Here is a 22,104-nt window from a genome sequence, read left to right as displayed (position 1 = left end):
TGTTCGTTTTTATAGATATATCATTGCTTGAAGCGAAATCGTATTTGCATCTAAAGCACCAAATTTTTGATTTTTATATTCTAAAGTTAATTTCGAGTTGTGACCGCTCATAAAAGCATTAATTCCAATACCTAGTGTAGACCTATCATCACTTACAGCATCATAAGTATGCGTACCATAACTTACATAAGGCTGGTATCTTGTTTTGGTTTTTTCACCATTTAAAACGTAACCCACATGTCCATAAACCATGCTTCCTGTTCCATAAGCACTATACAAATAATTCTTACCGTAATCGCTATTTTGATATACAGCGTATGCCGTAATTGCGCTTCCATCCTCACCTATTGGTGTATCGTAAAAAGCATCTACAGCAAATATGGATACATCTTCGCCTTCAAGATTTGGCGATAGCGCAGTACCTGTATCAATTACAGATCCTTTTGGATGCAAGAAGAAACCTGCACCTACATTAAATACTTTTTTTCCACCTAAGTATGTTCCTACTTTGTAAGGTAAAAAGTTAGATTCTTGATCTAAAAAATTATAATCGAAATAACCAGCGTATGTTTTACCTGCATCTTTAGATCCTAGATTTGCACGACCATTGTAAACAGCATCTCCACCTGCAACAGCAGTTCGAGCATCTAAAGATGATACTGAAGCATCGTTTATGGCAACACGATATTGTAGTTTGTCAAATTTACCTTTTAAGAATACACCTAAATGACGCGCAAATTGATCTGATAAACCAATAGTTGCCCAAGATTGACGGTTGTTATCCAACGTCATCATATTAAGTGTGCTTTGATTATTTAATCTTGAAACACCATTAAAGTAATGTAAACCTCCGCCAACAGTGTGGTCTTTACCTAAGTTGTATTGTGCCCAAACGTCATGAAAAAATAGCTGAGAACCATCCCCTTTTCCTGTTGGACTTAATGTAGAACTTGTTAAACTGTTTAAGCCAAAGTGTGTTACGATTAAAAAATCTTTATTAATTTGCGCAAACATTAAAATACGAGCTCTTCGTAAATTAAAATTCAACGGGCTATTTTCATTCCCGTTTCCATCAAAAGATTCTTCTAAACCATAGTTAGCCTGTACTTGTGCCCAAGAAATAAGCCGAAGATATTTAGAACCATCTTCGTTAAATTTAAACTTAAGACCTCCGTTATAATCCGGAGAGCCTTGAGCATATAAACATTGAAAGGACGCAAGACATAGCCCAAACAGTAGTAATAGATTGTGTTTTCTCATTCTTTGGTAGTTTAGTTAGTGAATAATTGGTTTTGTGTGCACCGCTAAACTCTGAAAAACAATCTGTTAAATAATAATTAATATATTTATTTGCTAAATAGATATACTTAATCTTTAAAACGCTCCCATTTTATAAGCATAAACTTATCCCCCAACTCGGTAACAACAACACCTGCTCCTTTAATATTCTCAGCGTTAGCAAAGTATTTACCTAGCTCAAGAGCATTTAATATCTTATATGTTGGATGGTAATTAGAATTATAAGGACGTTTAATATTATACTTCTTAACCCAGTTCATTATACTAACATGAGAAATACCTAAAATACGCTCAATCTCCCGATAGGTCAACCCTTCTAGATACAACTGAAGAGACTTGTTAACATAATAATCGTCTATCTTCTTCCCTATCTTATTTACAGTAAAAAAATAGCCGCATTCCTTACACTTATAACGCTGTCTATCATTTACAATTCCACTCTTTATATTTCTATCTGAACCGCAATTTGGACATAGTTTAATTTTCATATATACTAATTTAGCATAAATATATCAATTTAGCAACATATTATTTAATAGACTCTTAAATATTTCACTATATTAAGTGTTAATTAATAATAGAAAAACCGTGAGCACTAACAATTCGCAGAGAATTTATGATTTCTTAAAAGCGTATCCTCCGTTTGATATTCTTGAAAAAAATCAATTAAAACTAATTACATCAAAAATTAGAACACTCCATTTAAAACCTAACCAACTCGTGTTTTCTCAGAAAGAAACGCCGCATGAGTATTTTTATGTTGTAGCTCAAGGCGCTATAGAATTACGTGCAAAAATGGAAGAAAGCTCTATTTTATTAGATATTTGCGACGAAGGCGATGTCTTTGGATTACGTCCTTTAATTCAAAAAGACAACTATTTAATGAGTGCAAATGCAAAAGAAGAATCTATTATTTATGGTATTCCTATAGCGACATTTAAAGATATCATTAAAGAAAACAACAAAGTCTATAATTTTATAATTGCAAGTTTCACAACCAATATTAAAGACCTTTATTCTAAAAACGAACCAAGCGAGTTATTTGCAAATGAAGATATTATCAAAAAAAGCAATTTGTTTTTTGATAGTCAACTTGCAACTTACAGTACTAATCCCATTACCTGTAAAAAAGGCACTTCAATAAAAGAAAGCGCTCAATCTATGAGTGAGCATCAAGTAGGCTCCATTGTTATTGAAAAAAACAATAAACCAATAGGCATTATAACAAATAAGGATTTACGATCTAAAATTGCTACTGGACTTGTTTCTATTGAAGAAAATGTAACACAAATAATGTCCTCTCCGGTTATTACAGTTTCAGACGATATAACAGTAGCCGAAGCTCAAATAATCATGTTAAAATATAATATCTCACATTTATGTATTACCACTAAAGGCGATACTAATTCTGATTTAAAAGGAATATTATCTGAGCGTGATATACTTATTTTAAGAGGAAACAATCCTTCTGCTTTTATAAAAAACATTAAACGAGCAAAAGATATTGAAGCTTTAACACTTATTCGTGAAAAAACAAGCACGCTTTTAGCTCAATATCTTGAGCAAAAAACACCGATAATTTTTATTTCAAAAATAATATCTGAAATTAATAAATCTATTACAAACAAAATAATTGAATTTTCTTTAAATGAAATGCCCTATACGCCTCCTGTAAAATTTGCTTGGTTATCACTAGGTAGCCAGGGTAGAAATGAACAATTACTAATAACAGACCAGGATAACGCTTTGGTTTTTGAAGATGTAAATGAAGAATTACATAAAACAATAAAAGCCTATTTCTTAGAATTTACTAAAAAGGTAACAGCAAAATTAAACAAAGTAGGATTTGAATACTGCCCGGCAGATATGATGGCCAGTAACCCTAAATGGTGCCTATCTTTAAGCGAGTGGAAAAGCCAATTTAACCATTGGATACAAAAACCTTCTGAAAAAAGTATAATGATGTGTACTATTTTTTTTGATTTTAACTGTTTGAATGGAGAAGAAGGTTTAGCAAAAGAAATATCAAAAAGTATTATTAAATCGATTAATTCTTTTGATATATTTTTAAATTACCTAGGACGAAATGCTATACTAAACCCACCTCCTATTGGATTTTTCAGACAATTAATTGTAGAATCTAATGGAGCACATAAAAATGAATTCGATTTAAAAGCAAGAGCTTTAATGCCTTTAATTGATGCGGCAAGACTATTAACACTTTCTCATCAAATTGAAAACAAGGTTAACACCATAGATCGTTATCAAACTTTAGCAGAATTGGAACCTCAAAATAAAGACCTATATGAGTCTTGTATCGATTCATTTAAAATTTTACAAAGGCATCGATCTGAACAAGGATTGCTACACAATGATTCCGGAAGATACTTGAAACTTCAAACTTTAAGTAAATCTGAAAAATTGCGTCTAAAAGGATGTTTTAAACCCATAAAAGATGTTCAAGGATTATTAACTACACGATATAAATTATCTCAAATAATGTAATAAACGGTTCTTCTTTACATAACAAAACCAATACGTTAAGGCTCTCTTTTAAAAGATTTCAAAAATTAATAAACCTAATACTGTAAAAGCCTGTCCTAATGATACAAAAACAATAATATTGGTCATATTTTGAGCTTGATACACTTTATTAGTAAAAAGTATATTTCCCAAGTAAACCTAAGCATATTGAACGTCTCAAGAAATTAAAAACAGGAAAAGAAGTTTAGAATTAGCTTGTAAAATCTTTGGAATAAAGCTCCTCGAAACATTACGGATTTTTAACTAAAAAAATAGCTTAATTGATAAAGCTCATGATTAATCCCACTAATATAATCTATTTTTATAGCAAAGAATGATATATGCTTACTTTTAAAAACTTCAATATTGCTGATTGGTTTTCATTTTATAGAATATTTGCTGCACCATTTTTATTGGCTTTAATTTGGTTTGATTTAAGATTGATTTTTACTTGGCTCCTATTAATAAGTTACTCTACCGATGCTATTGATGGTTATTTAGCAAGGAAGTTAAAAATTACAAGTCCAAGAGGGTCGCAACTCGATTCTTTTGGAGACCAAATAACACTTATAGTTGGTCTAACTGGGTTATTATATTTTGAAAATGATTTCATAAAAGAAAACCTAATTTTAATTCTTATCGCTTTTGTTCCTTACATTATTCAAATGCTGATAGCGTATTTTAAGTATGGTAAAGCCACTGCTTTTCATACGTATTTAGCGAAACTATCAGCCGTTTTTCAAAGTTTATTTATTCTATGGTCGCTATTTTTTACACCAGAATATACTTTATTCTTTATAATGATTGTTATTGGGCTATTAGAAACCTTTGAAGAAATCACTCTCATTTATATGTTCGATAATTGGGCATCAGATGTAAAAGGAATTTATTGGGCTTTGAGAGACAAGCGCCGCTTAAAAAAGTAAAAACATAAACAAATACGCTATGCGCACTTATTCATTATTTACAATCTTGCTATTATGTTTAGCAATCTTGCTAATAGATATTGCAGCATTTTATTGGTTACAGTCTATTACCAAATTAATTCCATCAGTACTTTTAAAAACTATTATTAATATTTTATTTTGGTCATTTACTGTTGGTTTAATATCGGCAATTATTGTCCTAAAAATAAAATTAGATGATATTAACCCAAAACGTAAACAATTGCTAATTTCATCATTGTATGGACTTACGATTTCTTCTTTTATTCCTAAATTTTTATTTGTTATAATAATCTCTATTTTATTTTTCAGCAACTATATATTTTCAGAAAAAGAATCCTTAATTATTATTCCTCTTATTGGTTTATTCTCTGGATTTCTACCCTTTTATATTGTTATGTATTCCATATTTAAAGCGGTGTATCATTTTAAAATCCATCGTCATAAAATAGAGTTTAGTAATTTACCTAAATCGTTTGATGGTTTAAAAATTGTTCAAATATCCGATTTGCATTTGGGTAGCTTTAATTACCGCTATAAAGTTTTAGAAAAAGCGATTAAGCTAATAAATGATTTGCATCCAGACCTAATTTTTTTTACCGGAGATTTAGTTAATAATTATGCTTGGGAACTGGTTGGCTGGGATAAAGTGTTCAAAAAATTAATTGCTAAAAAAGGTAAATATGCCATTTTTGGAAATCATGATTATGGTGATTATAGCCAATGGAATTCTGATGAAAAAAAAGAAGAAAACTTAAATAAAATTAAAGAGTTTTATAAAAATATAGATTTCAAATTATTATTAAATACATCCGAAATCATTCAAATTAATCAAGATAAAATAGCCGTAATTGGTATCGAAAATTGGGGAAAACCTCCGTTTAAGCAATATGGTGATTTGCAAAAAGCCTTAAAAAACACTTCAGATATTGTATTTAAAATTTTACTTTCTCATGATCCTAACCATTGGAACGAAGAGGTTATAGATGCAACAGATATCGCACTTACCCTTTCCGGACATACCCATGGTATGCAAGCTGCCATTAATTTTAAAAATAATTCGTGGAGTCCTATAAAATATAAGTACAAACATTGGGCTGGTTTATATCAACATAATAATCAGTCTTTATATGTTAATAGAGGCCTCGGTTGGCTTGGATTTCCAGGTAGATTGGGAATGCGACCAGAAATAACTTTAATTAAATTAAAGCGCAAAGAATAACACTTTAATTCTATTATATCAATGGCTTTTTAATAAAAAAATAATTCTTACTATTCTAGTTTTTTTACTCTAGTGAGCAAAATAAAAACCTCCTTAATCGTCTTTATAACTGATGGTTATCATTTACTATCTTGATTTATATGGATACATTTATTTCATATTAACTTTTAATACTTAAAGTCATGAATAAAATAATCCTAGGTTTATTAATATTGGGATTAACTTCCCAAATAAATGCCCAAGAGCCAACCTTAACGGTACAACTTCCCGAAGTTTATATTGTTCATAATTATAAATACTTGAGCAGCGCAAATTCAGAAGAAGCCGCCATTCCGGTTGAAAACCTGCAAATAAAAGTAAGTGATTTCAATATAAAGGATTTGGATGTCTATACTGATGAAAATGATCTATACGATGTATATTTTATTATTCCAGAAGGGAAAGTACTTGCTTCCTATAACGATAAGGGAATTTTATTGAGTACTGCAGAAAGATATACTGATACAGAATTACCTAGTCTCGTTGTAAAAGCGATTAATAACAGGTTTCCAAATTGGTCTGTAACAAAAAACGTGTATTTAGTTAATTATCACGAATCTAGTAAGACAAAAAAACTATACAAAATCACACTTGAAAATGGTAATCGACGAATTAGAGTTAAAGTTGACGAAATGGGGCTTTTTCAATAGGATTTGAATATTTTATAAAGTCTAAAAATATTTTAGTATAAACGAAATACTAAAAGCAAAACTTTGAGTGAGTATTGAGTAACAGCAAAAGATATTGAGTCCCGGATTTCAGATATACTTCAAAAAAAAAGCAATTTGGACGCTTGTTGAAAAAAAATTGATACAATTCCTATTATCGATTTATATACGACTACAGAACAGCTAACAGAGGATTTGTTTTATCATGTTAATCTTGTAGTTTCAAAAAAAAGATACGCGAACTTGAGAGCATAATTGAGCCATTTAAAATGAAATAAAATCATTAATCTAGTTTCACCCCCTTAGAACATCCTAAACCTCAACTATAAGTTTTTATTGACTCAAACAGCCTTTCTATTGAAAATATTTGAATTCTAACCATAATAATTGCAGTTTTACAGTATCTTAATAGAGCTTAAAAAGTATTATGAATCTAGAATTCTTAAACAAACGCAATTCAAAGATTTTTGAGTTAATTTTTATTTCAGCCTTTTGGTTGTTATTATTTACCGCACCCCTATTCTTTCAGTGGATTAACGTCGATACAGTTAATTGGAACATCATTTTTAATGTTTGGTTCGATTACTTACCGCTACTCATTATATTTTGCATAAACAGAGTTATTTTAATTCCTCTGTTTTTATTTAAATCTAGAGTTTCTTTATATATACTTTCTGCAACGCTATTAATTGCACTAACCGTTCTTGGCTCTATAACAATACGGCAACAGGAAAACCCACAACAAGCACCACCATTACACGGGCAAAATCTACTGCAGTTTCCTGATTCTAATAAAGAACTCAGACAAAGAAAGACAAGAAAACAAGAAGCCCCAACATCTGCAACACCACCCTATATAAACCTTATATTATTATCAATTTTATTGGTAGGTTTTGATACAGGAATGAACCTTTCTGTAAAATGGGCACAGGGACTGCAGGAAAAAGCCGAGATAGAAAAAGAAAATATTAAAAATGAATTAGCATTTTTACGCAATCAAATTAGTCCGCACTTTTTAATGAATACACTCAATAATATTCATTCCTTGGTTGATTTCGATACTAAAGAAGCAAAAAGTTCCATTGCCAAACTTTCTGTATTAATGCGCCATTTGTTATACGAATCCGACGCAACGCCAACTACTTTAATAAAAGAAATAAATTTCATTAATAGTTATATTGAACTCATGAAATTACGGTTTAGCGAAGAGATTGATATTCAATTTAACTTACCAGAACAGCTACCCGATATCACTATTCCGTCATTACTTTTCACAAACATTCTAGAAAACGCGTTTAAGTATGGTATAAGCTATGATGAAAAATCATTCGTTCATATTAACTTATTTATTCATAAAAACGAGCTTGAATTTAGTATATCCAACAGTTTACATAAAAAGAAAAAACCCAAAGAACAGCCTGGAATAGGTATAGAAAATACTGAAAAGCGCCTTAAATTACTTTTCAAAAATAATTATACATTTACCCATACAGAGCACGACAAGATATTTAATTCAACTATTAAGATACCTATATGATAACCTGTATAGCAGTAGACGATGAACCTCTAGCATTGAGGCAGGTTGTTTCTTACATTGAGCAAACGCCATTTCTGCAACTTTCTGCAAAATTCACGAATGCATCATTGGTTAAGGAATACCTGAAAACTAACGCTATAGATTTGATGTTTTTAGATATTAATATGCCAGATCTTAGTGGTATGGAATTGGCCAAATCACTTAAAAATCCGCCTAAAATAATTTTCACCACAGCTTATAGTGATTATGCCATAGAAAGCTACAAAGTAAATGCTGTAGATTATTTGCTAAAACCAATTGAATACAACGATTTCTTATCTGCATCTACCAAAGCTGAAGACTTTATAAAAAAAGATACGCTTCTAAAAACAGAAATTAAAAAGACTGGTGATTACCTGTTTATCAAATCTGGACAAAAGCATATCCGAATCAATTTTAACGATATAGAATATCTAGAATCTCAAAAAGAATATGTCTGTATCCATTTAGTAAATAGAGCTCCTGTAAAAACATTAATTCGTCTTAAAAATATTGAAGAAGTATTACCTCAGGAAAATTTTATGCGTATTCACCGTTCCTTTATTGTTAACCTCAACCATATTATTACCGTAGAACGTAACCGAATTATTTACAGCGATAAAAGATTTATTGTTGTGAGCGACACTTACATCGATCAATTTAAAGAATTTATTAGTAACAACTTTTTCAGCTAAAATTCCATTGATTAAATACTGGGTTCCGTTGATATTACTTTTTTTTGACTCTTATCTTTTAGATCTTTATAGTAAGTTAATACTAAAAATAAAGAAATGATATATTATAGCAAAAAACTATTTACGGCGCTTAGCCTATTTTTGTCGGTTATTTCTGTGGCAAAAGCCCAATCTAACTATGCTATTGTAGATACAGGTGTAAAAGTATTTTATAGCGATAAAGCCATAATAGCAGAACCAACCAAAGCACAGCCTTATTATGGGCAAGATGCAACATACACTGGCAATCAACCATCTTACAACGATAATAACGACGGCACTATTACAGACCACGTTACTGGCTTGGTTTGGGAAAAAGATATGGGAGCAAAAATGACTTTTGATGAGGCCTTTAAAAAAGCTAAAGAATCAAACCTTGGAGGTTATACAGACTGGCGAGTTCCAACAATAAAAGAATTGTATTCACTTATTTTATTTACGGGTAAAGTTAAAGGCGCTGTTGCCATAGATAAGTTTATTGATACCGAATATTTTAATCAGCCACTTGGAAACACAAATATTGGGGAACGTGAAATTGATGCACAAACTTGGTCGGCAACAGAATATGTAGGCAAAACTATGAGAAAAGACGCCACTATTTTTGGCGTTAATTTTGTTGATGGAAGAATCAAGGGCTATCCTAAATATAAACCCAGAACAGGAGATGAAAACACCATGTACTTCCGTATGGTTCGAGGAAATACTGAATATGGAAAAAATAATTTTATCGATAATCGAGATGGTACAATAAGCGATTATGCTACCGGATTAATGTGGCAAAAAACTGATGATGGAAAAGGACGAGATTGGGAATCATCTTTAGAATATGCCGAAAACTTAGAACTCGCAAACTATTCCGATTGGCGTTTACCCAATACCAAAGCGCTACAAAGTATTGTAGATTACTCAAGGTCGCCTCAAACAACAAATTCTCCGGCTACAAACCCTATATTCAACACAACAGAAATAAATGACCCAGAAGGAAAGTCTGGACAGTACCCTTATTTTTGGACGAGCACAACACATTTAGATGGTCGAAATCCATCTGCTAGTGCTGTTTATATTGCTTTTGGCGAGGGACAAGGAAAAATGAGAGGAACATTAATGGATGTTCATGGTGCGGGCTGCCAAAGAAGCGATCCTAAAAGTGGAAGTAAAGATAATTACCCGCAGTTTTTTGGACCTCAAGGCGATGTTCGCTATGTATATAATTTTATAAGATGTGTAAGAGATATAACAGAATAATAATTCAAATTTCTTAAATCTAGATTTTCATTGATGAAACAATGTATTCTATTTATACCTTTTTCTTTAAACTTATACAGTAAGTAAATTTGACTTTAATAAAAAAAACATGAATATTAAACATATTAATTTTTTAGCAATCTTTATACTTACCATTACATTATTTTCATGTAATAATGACGAATCAGAGATATCAGATGATGCTTCTACTTTGGACACAACAGACAAAACCTATCCAATTGTAGATACAGGTGTTTTCGAGTTTTACAGTAATGATGCTCTAATAACAGCACCAACTTCGGGGCAAGATTTTTACGGGCAAGACGCAACTTACAATGGAAATCAACCATCGTATACCAACAATGGTGACGGAACAGTTACTGATAATATAACAGGTTTAATGTGGCAACAAGATATGGGCGATAAAATGTCTTATTCAGATGCTGCAGCATTAGTAGAAACTATAAGTTTGGGGGATCATACAGACTGGAGAATACCTACTATCAAAGAATTGTACTCATTAGCTAATTTTACAGGAAGATGCTTTGGCGATGATGCCGTAGACCTATTTATCGATACCAATTATTTTGAACAACCTATTGGAGATGAATCTATAGGAGAAAGAGAAATAGATGGACAAACTTGGTCTAAAACACATTATGCGGGACTTATAATGAATGGAGATGAGGCCATTTTTGGTTATAATTTTGTTGATGGTCGATTAAAAGGATACCCTAAATATAAGCCTGCAGATGGTTCTCCTAACACTATGTATTTTAGAATGGTAAGAGGTAACGAATCTTATGGCGAAAACAACTTTACAGACAATGGTGATGGTACTATTACAGACCTTGCAACAGGTTTAATGTGGCAACAAGCAGATAATGGTAATACTTACGACTGGGAAAACGCATTAGATTACGCCGAGTCACTTACACTTGCCGAACATGGCGACTGGAGAATGCCGAATGCTAAAGAATTACAGAGTATTGTTGATTATACACGAAGCCCTTCAACGACTTCTTCACCAGCGATAGACCCATTATTTTCTTGTACTCCTATTATTGATACCGATGGTAATACTGGACAGTATGGTTACTATTGGTCCAGCTCACCATTACAAGATGGACCAACTCCATATACCGATGCCGTTTATTTTTGCTTTGGAAAAGCTCAAGGCGTAATGAATGGTAATCTAATGGATGTACATGGTGCCGGAGCACAACGTAATGATCCTAAATCTGGAGATGCAACAGATTTTCCTGATAATTTTGGTCCACAAGGTGATGTTCGCTATGTTTATAATTTTATTAGATGTGTAAGAGATGTAAATTAAGCACTTATACCATAACGCACTTTTAAATTAACGCTCTTAAATAAGAAGCCAAAAATAATTGAATATGAAACACTTAAAATTTTTAATAATTATAATCACTGGTTTTTTAATTTTCTCTTGCGAAAAAGATTCCAATAGTGGTAATATAGAGACACCAATAGATGATACAATAGGTAAACTTAGCGATGGATATGTTCTTTACTCTTTTATGGGAGACAAAACAATACATCTAATCGATACCATAGGAAATGATGTAAAATCATGGACATCTTCATTCCAAACTTCTGGGGGGTCTTATTTATCTAAAAACAATAACCTTCTTCGTTTAGGGTCCACACCCGAAGCTAAAGCAGGAGTTTTTTCTAGTGGTGGTGCTGTTGGAGGAATTATCGAAGAACTAAACGATAATAGCAATGTTATTTGGTCTGTTCAAAAAGATAGTGACAACTCTACATTTCATCACGATTTTAAAGAGGTAGATGAAAATACAATAATTGCTCTTACATGGGAACTTCTAGAATACAATGGAGAAGAATACTGGAATGAAAACATATTACTAATAGACAAAACTAACAATTCGGTTATTTGGGAATGGAGCGCAATAAATGACGGTGGCCTTATTCCAAACGATAATGATAAAACAGACTTTCTTCATTTTAACTCTATTGATTATAAAAACGGCTCTATTTTAATAAGTTCCAGAAGTCAAAATAAACTCTATTTAATCAATAAAGAAAGTAAAGAAATAACAACCACTCTATCTGTTAATGGCACTCTATCTGGTCAGCATGATGCTACTCTTTTAGATAATGGAAATATTTTAGTCTTTAACAATAATGCAGGTAACAATAAATCAGAAGTATTAGAAATCACAAAGTTAGATGAGCTTATATGGCAATATTCAAATGATTTTTATTCTGATCATATATCGGGAGTTTATCGTTTAGAATCCGGCAATACCATCATTTGCTCGGGAATTGAAGCACGCATTATAGAGGTCTCTGAAACTGGAGAAGAAGTTTGGGACTATTCACCAGAGAGCACGAATACAAATAAGAGCTCTGAAATATTCAAGATTAGGAAATATTCTAGTTATTAAAAGTAAATAAGCGTTATCATTGTAATCTTACTTGCTATAGACTTCCCTATTTGAAAATGAAGTGCAATATATCCAATACTACTCTTACAAGTAGCTGCCATCGAAAATATTTCAACAAAAAAACATTAATCAAAATAGAATCTATATGAAATCGAAATATATTAAAAACTTCACCATAATAATGATCTTTTTAAGCCTTGCTAGTTGTAATGAAGACGATAAAGTAACAACCCCTGAAACTATAGAAGTTCCTGATGTGTATTTAAAAATTTATGGTGCAACAAGTATTACAAGCGATGGCACTTATATTACCATAAATACAAATGGCACACCAGACCATAAGAGTGTTTATTACCCAACTTCAAGTGAGTTATACGAAGATTTTAGTGGTACAACTTTCGAAGGTTATACTTTCAAAAAAAATCCCAATACAATAGCTTCTTTTGATTACACCTTTAAAATCCCTTTAAACCCAACAGTAGCTACTAATCATGCAGCAACACCACTTGGAGCCATCGGTGTTTCATTAAACGGAGTACCTCTATTTAATCAATATGCAGGACCTAACCAGCCGCTTACAGACGAGTTTCAAAGTTTTGATAAATATTTGGGACACCCAACAGCAAACGGAACCTTCCATTATCATATTGAACCACTATATTTAACAACCGTAACGGCTAGCAGGTCTGCACTACTTGGTTTTCTTTTAGATGGTTTTCCTGTTTATGGTCCTGAAGAAAATGAAATGGACGTTACTGGATTAGATGCATATCATGGTCATAACCACGCTACCGAAGATTACCCTGATGGTATTTATCACTATCATATTACCAATACAGACCCTTATATAAACGGAAACGGATATTATGGAACACCAGGAACTGTAACACAGTAATGAAATACGCCCATTTAATTTTCCTGATTATTTGCATGTGTTCTTGTAAAAACGAAACAAATAAAACTGTTATTATTAAAAACATTCCAGCTTCATTTGTTTTAAAATCAAATACCACAACAAAAACCAGTTCACTCTATTTGGAAGACAAAATCTATTCAGGTTTCGTTTACGAACTACATCCAGGGTCCGTAGATACGATTTTAATAGAAAGTTATTACAATGGGTTAAAAGAAGGTGCTTCAAAAAAATGGTACACTGATAATAAATTAAAGGAATTGCGACATTATTCTTCTGGACAAAAAAACGGTAAGCAAATTGCCTTTTGGAAAAATGGAAATAAAAGATTTGAATATACAGCCAAAAAGGATGCCTATGAAGGTGAATTAAAAGAATGGAATAGCTATGGGTTTTTATTTCATTTAGCTCATTATACCAACGGACAAGAGGAAGGCTCACAAAAACTATGGTATGATAACGGGAAAATTAGAGCAAACTACGTTATCATTAGTGGTAAAAGATATGGGTTATTAGGAACTAAAAACTGTGTAAATGTATCGGATAGTATTTTTTTTAATAAGTAGTATTTTACTCATTGGTTGTAATGGAAACAAAAAGCAGCTTCAGAATATAAAAGACACCATAGCTTTGCCTTACTATAATGACCCGACTTTTACCCCTGTATTTATAAAGGATAAATCTAGCGTTCAAAAAGAAATTACACATACTATTGCTGATTTTGAATTCTTAAATCAAGATAGTGTTTTGGTGAATCAAAATATAATTAAAAATAAAATACACGTTGCCAATTTTATTTTCACGACTTGCGGTAGTATTTGCCCAATAATGACAGATAATTTAAAAATAGTTAGTGATAGCTTGCAAAACAATAAAGACCTTGTCTTTCTATCTTATTCTGTTACACCTTGGATAGATACGCCAAGTAAACTAAACACTTACAAGAAGATTCATGACATAACCAATAAGAATTGGCAATTTCTAACAGGTTCAAAAAGTGACATCTATAAATTAGCGAGACAATCTTATTATGCCGAAGAAGATATTGGTTTCAGTAGAGATAGCACAGAGTTTCTACATACCGAGCATTTAATTTTAGTAGACAAAAGCAAAAAAATTCGAGGTATTTATAATGGCACCGTAGCTTTAGATATGAAAGCGCTAATCAATGATATAAATACTTTAAAAAATGAAGAATAAAACTTTCGTTAGCAGCGTACTCTTGTGAAAAACAAGTAAAAGAGCACTGCTTTTAGTAAAAGCACCTTTATAAGTATCATCATATATTTATTCACCTAAGTGTAAAACTCAAATTTAGAATGAGCGTTCATACTCTGTATTTATTATATGATATCAAACAATAACATATAAAACAAAAAACACTGAAAATCATACGATTAACAGTGTTTTTATCTTCCCTATCTCTAGGTTAGTCGGGGTGGCAGGATTCGAACCTGCGGCCTCCACGTCCCAAACGTGGCGCGATAACCGGGCTACGCTACACCCCGAATAGTTATCTCTAACGGGATGCAAATATACTTTTTTATATAATATATGCACTAAATATTTTATATAATTTTTAAAAAAATTATTTTTAACCTTTATAAGAATAAAACAAGTTGCATTTAATATTAGCATAACCTGACATAAAAACTCACACAAACAGAAAATGAAAAAGCATAACCATTTGTATTTCAGTAAAATAATAACGTTTATTATTTTGCTTATTGGAGGCTTAAATATAAATGCTCAACAAATTATAACAGGCAAAATTATTGATAGCGAAAACGGAACTCCGCTTGAAAATGTAACAATTAAAGATAGCCTAAACCATATTGTTTCAATTTCTAATGTTTTAGGTGCTTTTAAACTGCAAAAATCTGGATTATATCAAATTGAAAAAATAGGCTATCAAGTAAAAATCGAATTTGTAAAATCTAACTATACTACTATTCAGTTAGAGCTAAACCCTTCTCACTTAAGTGAAATTATTGTTAACGCACACCATTTACCCCTAAAACTAAAAAAAGCAAATACAACTATAGACATAGTTACATCTAAAGATATTGAACGCGGAAACACAACAAACCCAATCCATGCTTTAAACAGAGTTCCTAGTGTGTTCATGCAATCGGGAGCTTTAAATACAAACAAAATTTCTATTAGAGGTATTGGTTCCAGGAATCTATATGGAACTTCAAAAATTAGAGCTTATTTTCTGGATATCCCGCTTACATCAGGGAACGGAGAAACTAACATTGAAGATTTTGAATTGAGCACGATCTCCCGCTTTGAAATTATTAAAGGTGCTGGCTCTAGTATTTATGGTGCTGGATTAGGTGGTACTATCCATTTAATTCCACAAAGCGCTTATTTAAATCAGACGTCGTTTCAAACTGATATTTCGTTTGGATCGTTCGGACTTATAAAAGGCCTATTAAATATAAATCACGGTACAGGTAAAAACAGTTTTAAAATTATACATAGCAACACACAAAGCGATGGGTACCGCGATAATAATAAATACAATCGGCAAACTTTTACTATCAACACTAAACACTTTTTAAGTGAAAAGGATGATATTTCATTTTTAGCCAGTTATGTAGATTTAAAAGCTTTCATACCAAGTTCTATAGACAAAAGCACCTTTACAAACAACCCCAAATCAGCAGCTTTTACTTGGGCACAATCTAAAGGCTACGAAGATTCGCAACGTGGTATTTTCGGGAGTTCTTGGAATCATCAATACGCAAGTAACCTAAAACAAATAACAAGTATTTTTACCTCATTTAAGAAAGCATACGAACCAAGACCTTTTAATATTCTAACGGAAAACACAGCTGCTTTTGGTTTAAGAAGCCGCCTTTTAGGATCCTTTAAAAAAGTAAATTGGACTCTTGGTGGCGAGTTTTTTAAAGACACCTATACATCTAGAACTTTTGAAAACCTATATCAAGATTTCCCTGCAGGAACAGGGAGCATTAAAGGAGACAAACTATCTGAATTTAAAGAAAACAGAACGTATTATAACCTTTTCTTTGAGACTAATTATCAAGCTTCAGAAAGAACAACATTTTCCCTTGGTTTAAACTTTAACAAAACATCTTACAATCTATTAGACCAATTTGTTACAAATGAAAACCCAGACCAATCGGGGAACTACAAATTCAAAGCTATATTATCTCCAAAATTCGGATTTTCACATTTATTCACAGATCATGTTAGTCTTTACGGGAATATCAGTCATGGTTTTTCACCTCCTTCAACTCAAGAAACCTTGCTACCCGATGGACTAATAAATACCGACATAAAACCAGAAACCGGCTGGAATTTCGAAATAGGCACTAGAAATGCTTTTTTCAACAACCGTTTAAAACTCAATTTAGCTTTATACAGGTTAGACGTTCGTAATCTTTTAGTGGCCAGAAGAACGGGTGACGACCAATTTATTGGTATTAACGCTGGAAGAACAACTCACGATGGGCTGGAAATAGTTTTAAAATACCAATGGTTGGAATCGAAAATGATATCTCTCAACCATTATGTAACCTATACTTTAAACAATTTTAAATTTAAAGAATTTCTAGATAATGGAGACAATTTCTCAGGAAACAAACTAACTGGTGTGCCATCAAATCTATTAAATACAGGTCTCGATTTAGATACTAAACGGGGTATGTATGCAACGATAAACTATCAATATGTGGGGCGCATACCCATAACGGATAGCAACTCGCTTTTTTCTAACAGTTATAGTTTAACGAATATTAAGTTGGGCTACAAGCACAACATAAAGAAACACCTTAAACTTAATGCCTATTTTGGTCTAGATAATATTTTTAATAAACACTACGCATCGCAAATACTAATTAACGCTATTGGCTTTGGCGGTACTGCTCCAAGATACTATTACCCAGGTAATCCTATAAATTATTACACCGGAATAAACTTAAGTTATATGTTTTAACTAAATTTATAAAAAAACAAAAAAGATGAAAAAACTTCACGTTATAATTGCTGTAATTTCACTATCACTAAATGCTTGTGCTCAACAAACCGAAACGGAAGTAAAAGCAACAACACCTGTAAACTTAAATTACACAACAGAGTTAGTTGTTCCCAATTTAAACACGCCTTGGGGTATGGCTTTTTTACCAGATGGTGGTATACTTATTACAGAAAAAGCTGGTGAACTTATTCTTTTTAAAAATGGAACAAAAACAAATATAGATGGTTTACCCGATATTTATGTTCGCGGACAAGGAGGCTTATTAGACATTGAAATTCATCCAGATTATAAAAATAACGGTTGGATATATATTACATACGCTTCCGCGGAAGGAGAAGGCGATGGTGGCAATACTGCGCTAATGCGAGCCAAAATAAGCAACAATACTTTAGTTGAAAAACAGGTATTATACAAAGCTGGACCAAACACTAAAAAAGGACAACATTTTGGTTCTAGAATAACATTTGATAATGATGGTTATTTATATTTCTCTATTGGCGAACGTGGTAATCGTGACGAAAACCCACAAGATATTACGCGCGATTGTGGAAAAATATATAGATTAAATGATGATGGAACAATCCCTGCAGATAATCCGTTTGTAAACACACCCAATGCCAAAACAGCTATTTTCAGTTACGGACATCGTAATCCTCAAGGCATGGCTAAACACCCAGAAACAGGAGTAATTTGGGTTAACGAACATGGACCAAAAGGTGGCGATGAAATTAATATACTTGCCAAAGGGAAAAACTACGGTTGGCCTATAATTTCCTATGGCGTAAATTACAGTGGCACAGCATTTACAGAAATAACAGAAAAAGAAGGTATGGAGCAACCCTTGTTTTATTGGGTACCATCTATCGCCCCAAGTGGTATGGCTTTTGTAACGTCGGGGAAATATCCAGAATGGAAAAATAATATCTTGGTAGGCTCCTTAAAATTTCAATATTTAGAACGCTTAGTTCTCGAGAATAACAAAGTAGTAAAACGCGAAGAATTATTTAAAAATATTGGCCGCGTACGTAACGTAGTCCAAGCTCCAGATGGTTATATTTACGTTGCCGTAGAAGGTAAAGGCATTTTTAAAATTATTCCAAAAAAATAAAACTATGAAAATAACTGTATTATGTCTATTATTTTGCTATTCATTATACCAGATAACGCCAGATAAAACAACCTATATCAAAACCGATCCATTAAAAGAAAGTATAGTTCGAGGTCGAGAAATTTATAATGATTTTTGTGTGTCTTGCCATTTACCAAACGGTAAAGGCGTAGAAAAAGTTTATCCGCCATTAGCAAAATCCGATTTCCTTTTAAAAGAAACAATCGAGAGCATAAAAGCCATAAAATTCGGCAAAACAGGTAGAATGGTCGTTAATGGCAAAATATATAATGGCAGCATGATGCCTTTAGGTTTAAGCGATGATGAAGTGGCCGATGTTATGAATTATATTACCAACGCTTGGGGTAATAAAAACGACAAAATTATTACCGAAGACGACGTTGCAAAAATTAAAAAATAAAGATTCCTTAAACCTTTACAATTAATTAACTTTGCACAAAATAAAAAAACATGCTAATTATAGGAATTGCAGGCGGTACTGGCTGCGGAAAAACAACGGTTGTAAATCAAATTCTACACGAATTACCTGAAGGTGAAGTAGGTGTTATTTCGCAAGATTCCTATTATAAAGACAATACTCACCTATCTCTTGATGAACGTGTTAACGTAAATTTCGATCACCCTAGATCCATAGATTTCGATTTATTAGAAACACATTTAAAAGCATTAAAAAAAGGAAAAAACATACATCAACCCGTATATTCATTTGTAAAACACAATAGAACGGGCGATACTATTTTAACACATCCACGAAAAGTGATGATTGTTGAAGGTATTTTAATATTAACAAATCCCGAACTTCGTGATATGTTCGATATCAAAATATTTGTTCATGCCGATACAGACGAGCGTTTAATTCGCCGTTTAAAACGTGATATTAGCGAACGCGGTAGAGATATAAACGAGGTTTTAACACGTTACCAAACAACATTAAAACCAATGCACGACCAATTTATCGAGCCTATGAAAGAATATGCCGATATTATTATACCAAATAATAAATACAATACCGTTGCGGTGGATATTGTGCGCACCATTATTAACGACAGACTCTAAATGGCGAAATTCAATAAAAATACAAGTAAATATTTAAAACCTTTTAAAAATTGGTTTATCGTGATATTTGCTGGTTTCATGATTTGGATGATTTTTTTCGATGCCAACTCTTGGCTCATTCATCACGAATTAAATACCGATATTGATGCTTTAGAAAATGAAAAAGAATATTATAAGCGTGAAATTGAAAACGATAATAAAGCAATTAAAAAATTAAGCTCGGAAGAAGGTTTAGAAAAATTTGCCCGAGAAGAATATTTCATGAAGCGTGATAATGAAGAAATTTACATCATTGAATATGAAGATAGTTTAAAAGTAAAAAAAGATGAGTAAAGGCTTGTTTGATGGTTTCGATCCGGTTTCTACTAAACAATGGAAACAAAAAATTCAGTTCGATTTAAATGGAGCTGATTTTAACGATACCCTTATCTGGAATTCAAACGAAGATATTGCTGTAAAACCATTTTATAATACCGACGATTTAAAAAAAAACCCAACAACCTCATCAATAAGCGGTTCTCCATGGAAAATTGGACAAACCATATTTGTTGCTCATATTGAAAACTCGAATTTAAAAGCTGTAAATGCAATTAAACGCGGCGCAGAACGTATTCATTTCATTATTCCTTCCGAAGAAAATATTTCTATTGAAAGTTTATTAAAAAACATAGATACCTCTGCTATTCCTATTCATTTTGAATTACAGTTTCTATCTGTAGAATTTATTGAAAAAATATTAACCCTTACGGGGAAAAGGGACATTACCATTTCAGTTGATATTATCGGAAACCTTGCTAAAACGGGCAACTGGTTTAAGAGTTTAACCGATGATTTTTCAAAATTCGAAACTTGTTTTCAGAGTTCAAAACAAATAAATATAAACACTAGTTTGTATCAAAATGCTGGAGCCAATATCGTTCAGCAATTAGCCTATGCCTTAGCGCATGCCAACGAATATCTCAACCATTTAAAAATAGATACTAAGCAAACTATTCAAACAATATTTAGCATCTCAGTAGGATCGAACTATTTCTTTGAAATTGCAAAAATTAGAGCTTTACGACTACTATGGCGTACTTTAGCAACAGAATACAACATAAATACAGATTGCCACATTATTGCCACGCCAACAAAACGTAACAAAACACTCTACGATTACAATACCAATATATTACGCACAACCACCGAATGCATGAGTGCCATTTTGGGCGGAGCAAATACAGTTTGTAACTTGCCTTTCGATGCCATTTACCATAAAGATAACGAGTTTGGAGAACGTATTGCTAGAAACCAACTGCTTATTTTAAAGCATGAAAGCTATTTTGATAAAGTGAACAATCCGGCCGATGGCGCCTATTACATAGAATCGCTAACAGAACAATTAGCAGAAAAAGCATTAGACTTATTTAAAAATATTGAACGTAATGGCGGATTTTTAAATCAGTTAAAATCTGGCACTATTCAACGTAAAATTAAAGAAAGTGCAGATAAAGAGCAACAACAATTTAATAGTGGTGAGCGTGTTTTATTAGGCACAAATAAACACATTAACCCAAACGATAAAATGGAACACCAATTACAGCTTTATCCTTTTGTAAAAATAAATAAGAGAAAGACTTTAATTGCTCCCATTATAGAAAAACGATTATCAGAACAAGTAGAACAAACCCGATTAAAAAATGAAAAACAAAATGAAATCAACCGTTAACATTATCTTATTATTAGTGGCATTAACCGCTGTAAGTTGTAAAAAAGAAAATACTTTTAACGATTACAAATTTGCAGAAAAAGGCAACGTTATTAACTGTGAAAACCAAAATACAGCCTTAATAAATGAAGCCTTATTTAGCTTTGAAGATGATATTGCTTCATTTTATGCTAAAAACGGACAAAAAAACATGACCACCTCTTACTCGCAATTTCTTAGAAATGCTACTATTAATAGAGTAAAATATGCCGATGTAGTTTCTCCACACACCGTAAAAGTATTTGAAGCTTTAAAAAACGAAGGAAGCCTTTGGGATGCAAACAATCCAGACAGCCATTTAAATTACAAAAGCGATTTGATTAATTGTATTGCAAGTAACTTAAAAGATAAAAACTTAAAAACAACATTTGATGCGCTAGTTACAACCAATAGTATGAAGCCTCAATTATTCGTGACGCCAATTGCACGAAACTATAGAGCTGCAATTTCAGATAAATATTTAGCGACTTACATTGCTTTAGATTTGTATTACGCGAAACTTTTCGATATTGATTTATCTAATGTGAAAGAAAAACCAATTGTTGAACAAAAAGTAGATTTTAATAAAAGGCCAATAACTAAATAA

General features: G+C 32.1%; 21 protein-coding genes and 1 tRNA gene. 19 read left to right on the top strand and 3 right to left on the bottom strand.

The window, feature by feature from the left end:
- Positions 1-9 precede the first annotated feature (9 nt).
- A complete protein-coding gene (locus tag GQR97_RS09680; RefSeq protein ID WP_158847845.1) occupies positions 10-1,260 on the bottom strand; it encodes a hypothetical protein in 1,251 nt (416 codons plus the stop codon).
- Positions 1,261-1,367: 107 nt separating this feature from the next.
- A complete protein-coding gene (locus GQR97_RS09675; protein ID WP_158847843.1) occupies positions 1,368-1,787 on the bottom strand; it encodes a terminase gpP N-terminus-related DNA-binding protein in 420 nt (139 codons plus the stop codon).
- Between the two features lie 100 nt (positions 1,788-1,887).
- Between GQR97_RS09675 and GQR97_RS09670 the strand changes: the two genes are divergently transcribed.
- The 12 genes from GQR97_RS09670 (at position 1,888) to GQR97_RS09615 (ending at position 14,777) form a co-directional block, all read left to right on the top strand.
- Positions 1,888-3,804, top strand: a complete 1,917-nt coding sequence (locus GQR97_RS09670) for a DUF294 nucleotidyltransferase-like domain-containing protein (protein WP_158847841.1) — start codon at positions 1,888-1,890, stop codon at positions 3,802-3,804.
- Positions 3,805-4,163: 359 nt separating this feature from the next.
- Complete coding sequence (locus GQR97_RS09665) at positions 4,164-4,748, top strand: CDP-alcohol phosphatidyltransferase family protein (RefSeq protein WP_158847839.1); 585 nt, start codon at positions 4,164-4,166, stop codon at positions 4,746-4,748.
- Between the two features lie 19 nt (positions 4,749-4,767).
- A complete protein-coding gene (locus tag GQR97_RS09660) occupies positions 4,768-5,988 on the top strand; it encodes a metallophosphoesterase (protein ID WP_158847837.1) in 1,221 nt (406 codons plus the stop codon).
- A gap of 212 nt (positions 5,989-6,200) precedes the next feature.
- The gene (locus GQR97_RS09655; RefSeq protein ID WP_233267636.1) at positions 6,201-6,677 is read left to right on the top strand and encodes a nicotinate-nucleotide adenylyltransferase; all 477 of its coding nucleotides are present in this window, start codon (positions 6,201-6,203) and stop codon (positions 6,675-6,677) included.
- A 445-nt stretch (positions 6,678-7,122) separates the two neighbouring features.
- Positions 7,123-8,232 (top strand): sensor histidine kinase, encoded by a 1,110-nt coding sequence (locus GQR97_RS09650; protein ID WP_158847832.1) that lies wholly within the window; start codon positions 7,123-7,125, stop codon positions 8,230-8,232.
- Positions 8,229-8,945: a LytR/AlgR family response regulator transcription factor gene (locus GQR97_RS09645; protein ID WP_158847830.1), complete on the top strand. Its 717-nt coding sequence runs from the start codon at positions 8,229-8,231 to the stop codon at positions 8,943-8,945. Before GQR97_RS09650 ends, GQR97_RS09645 begins: the two co-directional genes overlap by 4 nt.
- A 96-nt stretch (positions 8,946-9,041) precedes the next feature.
- Positions 9,042-10,229, top strand: a complete 1,188-nt coding sequence (locus GQR97_RS09640; protein ID WP_158847828.1) for a DUF1566 domain-containing protein — start codon at positions 9,042-9,044, stop codon at positions 10,227-10,229.
- A 109-nt stretch (positions 10,230-10,338) separates the two neighbouring features.
- Positions 10,339-11,565, top strand: a complete 1,227-nt coding sequence (locus GQR97_RS09635; protein ID WP_158847826.1) for a DUF1566 domain-containing protein — start codon at positions 10,339-10,341, stop codon at positions 11,563-11,565.
- A 64-nt stretch (positions 11,566-11,629) separates the two neighbouring features.
- On the top strand, positions 11,630-12,664 hold the full coding sequence (locus GQR97_RS09630; protein ID WP_158847824.1) for an arylsulfotransferase family protein: 1,035 nt from the start codon (positions 11,630-11,632) through the stop codon (positions 12,662-12,664).
- A 145-nt stretch (positions 12,665-12,809) separates the two neighbouring features.
- A complete protein-coding gene (locus GQR97_RS09625; protein ID WP_158847822.1) occupies positions 12,810-13,559 on the top strand; it encodes a YHYH protein in 750 nt (249 codons plus the stop codon).
- 140 nt (positions 13,560-13,699) lie between these two features.
- Positions 13,700-14,143, top strand: coding sequence for a toxin-antitoxin system YwqK family antitoxin (locus tag GQR97_RS09620; protein WP_199269926.1), 444 nt, complete (start codon positions 13,700-13,702; stop codon positions 14,141-14,143).
- Positions 14,112-14,777: an SCO family protein gene (locus GQR97_RS09615; protein WP_158847820.1), complete on the top strand. Its 666-nt coding sequence runs from the start codon at positions 14,112-14,114 to the stop codon at positions 14,775-14,777. Before GQR97_RS09620 ends, GQR97_RS09615 begins: the two co-directional genes overlap by 32 nt.
- A gap of 233 nt (positions 14,778-15,010) precedes the next feature.
- On the opposite strand, the gene GQR97_RS09610 is transcribed toward GQR97_RS09615, so the two are convergent.
- Positions 15,011-15,085, bottom strand: a tRNA-Pro gene (locus tag GQR97_RS09610).
- A 161-nt stretch (positions 15,086-15,246) separates the two neighbouring features.
- On the opposite strand from GQR97_RS09610, the gene GQR97_RS09605 reads away from it, so the two are divergent.
- The 7 genes from GQR97_RS09605 to GQR97_RS09575 are packed head-to-tail and all read left to right on the top strand — an operon-like array spanning position 15,247 to position 22,104.
- Entirely contained in the window at positions 15,247-17,544 is a 2,298-nt protein-coding gene (locus GQR97_RS09605) for a TonB-dependent receptor (RefSeq protein WP_158847818.1), read from the top strand.
- Positions 17,545-17,569: 25 nt separating this feature from the next.
- On the top strand, positions 17,570-18,694 hold the full coding sequence (locus GQR97_RS09600; protein WP_158847816.1) for a PQQ-dependent sugar dehydrogenase: 1,125 nt from the start codon (positions 17,570-17,572) through the stop codon (positions 18,692-18,694).
- 4 nt (positions 18,695-18,698) lie between these two features.
- Entirely contained in the window at positions 18,699-19,115 is a 417-nt protein-coding gene (locus GQR97_RS09595; RefSeq protein ID WP_199269925.1) for a c-type cytochrome, read from the top strand.
- Between the two features lie 50 nt (positions 19,116-19,165).
- Entirely contained in the window at positions 19,166-19,771 is a 606-nt protein-coding gene (udk, locus tag GQR97_RS09590; protein ID WP_158847814.1) for a uridine kinase, read from the top strand.
- Complete coding sequence (locus tag GQR97_RS09585) at positions 19,772-20,104, top strand: FtsB family cell division protein (RefSeq protein ID WP_158847812.1); 333 nt, start codon at positions 19,772-19,774, stop codon at positions 20,102-20,104.
- Positions 20,097-21,479, top strand: a complete 1,383-nt coding sequence (locus GQR97_RS09580; RefSeq protein ID WP_158847810.1) for a methylmalonyl-CoA mutase subunit beta — start codon at positions 20,097-20,099, stop codon at positions 21,477-21,479. Before GQR97_RS09585 ends, GQR97_RS09580 begins: the two co-directional genes overlap by 8 nt.
- Complete coding sequence (locus GQR97_RS09575) at positions 21,463-22,104, top strand: hypothetical protein (RefSeq protein WP_158847808.1); 642 nt, start codon at positions 21,463-21,465, stop codon at positions 22,102-22,104. Before GQR97_RS09580 ends, GQR97_RS09575 begins: the two co-directional genes overlap by 17 nt.

The sequence above is a fragment of the Algibacter sp. L1A34 genome (genome assembly GCF_009796805.1).
Lineage (GTDB): Bacteria > Bacteroidota > Bacteroidia > Flavobacteriales > Flavobacteriaceae > Algibacter.
The sequence above is the reverse complement of the archived record's forward strand: the minus strand, read 5'-3'. Positions and strand labels throughout refer to the sequence as shown.